This is a genomic window from Paenibacillus sp. TAF43_2 (assembly GCF_052113545.1).
GTDB lineage: Bacteria > Bacillota > Bacilli > Paenibacillales > Paenibacillaceae > Pristimantibacillus.
This window is the reverse complement of record NZ_JBFRDK010000356.1, coordinates 1-1,881: the sequence shown is the minus strand read 5'-3', so window position 1 is coordinate 1,881 and position 1,881 is coordinate 1. Positions and strand designations below refer to the sequence as shown.

At 39.8% G+C, this 1,881-nt stretch carries 2 protein-coding genes; both read left to right on the top strand.

What is annotated here, in order from left to right:
• The coding region (locus tag AB4Z17_RS33320) for a malate:quinone oxidoreductase (RefSeq protein WP_441964724.1) at nt 1-1,020 on the top strand (1,020 nt) is incomplete at its 5' end.
• 301 nt (nt 1,021-1,321) lie between these two features.
• Entirely contained in the window at nt 1,322-1,801 is a 480-nt protein-coding gene (locus AB4Z17_RS33315) for an RNA polymerase sigma factor (protein ID WP_441964722.1), read from the top strand.
• The last annotated feature ends 80 nt before the right edge of the window (nt 1,802-1,881 follow it).

Here is a 1,881-nt window from a genome sequence, read left to right as displayed (position 1 = left end):
ATTATAAAAGATCGTAAATCAAATGAAGCTATAGCAGCAACCAAAATTGACTCTGGTACGGATGTCAACTTTGGTGCTTTAACGCGCATTCTGTTTGACCACTTAAAAAGTAAAAACGTAGATCTCAAATATAAACATAGTGTTGATAATATTAAACGTGCTAGCGATGGCTCGTGGGAATTGAAAGTACGTAATGGCAGCGGCAACGTCGAACGGCATACTGCAAAATTTGTCTTTATCGGAGGCGGAGGCGGAAGCTTGCATTTATTGCAAAAATCCGGTATTCCTGAAGGTAAACATATTGGCGGATTCCCAGTAAGCGGAATATTTATGGTTTGTAATAATCCGAATGTTGTGGCACAACATCATGCAAAAGTTTACGGCAAAGCCAAAGTTGGAGCTCCTCCAATGTCGGTTCCACACTTGGATACAAGATTTATCGACAATAAAAAATCTTTGCTGTTTGGTCCATTTGCCGGATTCTCACCTAAGTTTTTGAAAACCGGTTCAATGTTTGATTTGGTCACTTCCGTAAAACCGGATAATCTCATCACAATGTTATCCGCAGGTGCAAAAAATATGTCATTAACAAAATACCTGATTGAACAAGTTATGCTATCCAAAGAAAAGCGCATGGATGAGTTGCGCGAGTTTATCCCTAACGCCAAAACGGAAGACTGGGATTTAGTAGCAGCTGGTCAGCGTGTGCAAGTTATCAAAGATACTGAAGCTGGCGGCAGAGGGACACTTCAATTTGGTACGGAAGTTATAACGGCTGCTGATGGTTCGATTGCAGCATTGCTAGGCGCTTCGCCAGGTGCTTCTACTGCTGTTCACGTTATGCTTGAAGTATTTAAAAAATGTTTCCCTCAACACATCAAAGAGTGGGAACCAAAAATTAAAGAAATGATTCCTTCTTATGGCGTTTCATTAATGGAAAATCCAGAGCTTCTGCACGAAATTCATACTTCTACAGCTGACTCACTAGGCCTGAGTGAAAAAGAGCTGGCTTTCAGTTAGTTTTTCTGATGTAAAAACAAATGGATGTAGTGAAATATTACGTAATTGAAAACATGGCGTGAATTATTTAATATCATTAAAATAAATATTGAACCTTTGATCTAATTATAGATTGAAGGTTCTTTTTTTATTGAATTTACAAGTGCTGCAGTTAATATTGCTTGCATGTTACCGTTTTTGGTGAGAGGACATACTAATAAAAACCTTTTTGCTCCCTTTTAAAGCAATTGTCCTAATTTTTTTTACAGCGTGAAAAATAACGGGCTGCTCGATTGTATTACTAGTGAAAGGGGGACATCAAGTGAACGATTCATATGAGCTCAATGAATCCGTCCGCAAAGCCGTGGTCAACTATTCCGACAGCCTGGTCAAGATAGCTTTCGCTTATCTCAAAAATATTGCTGACGCGGAGGAAGTAGCGCAAGAAGCATTTCTAGCCTATCTCCAAAAATCCCCCGTCTTTGATAGTGATGAACATGAGAAAGCCTGGTTAATCCGTACAACGATCAATAAATGTAAAAACTTGCTCAAGACGGGGTGGTTTAAGAGTCGAAACCCCATACCGGACAATCTGTCTAACCTGCCGAAGGATGAATACATGGTCATGCAGGCTGTATTATCATTGGATAAAAAATATCGGGTCCCGATCCATTTGCATTATTACGAAGGTTATTCCTTGGAAGAAATAGCGGATATACTTCATGCCAAACCTGCGACGGTAGGTACTTGGCTCGCTCGAGGGCGTAAACAGCTTAAAGAAGTGATAGGCGGTGATTTGTGAGAATGAAAAAATCAAGTTATAAATCGGCCATGTCCAAAGTGAAAATAAGCGAAGACTTTCAAGAACGTACACTTGAACGC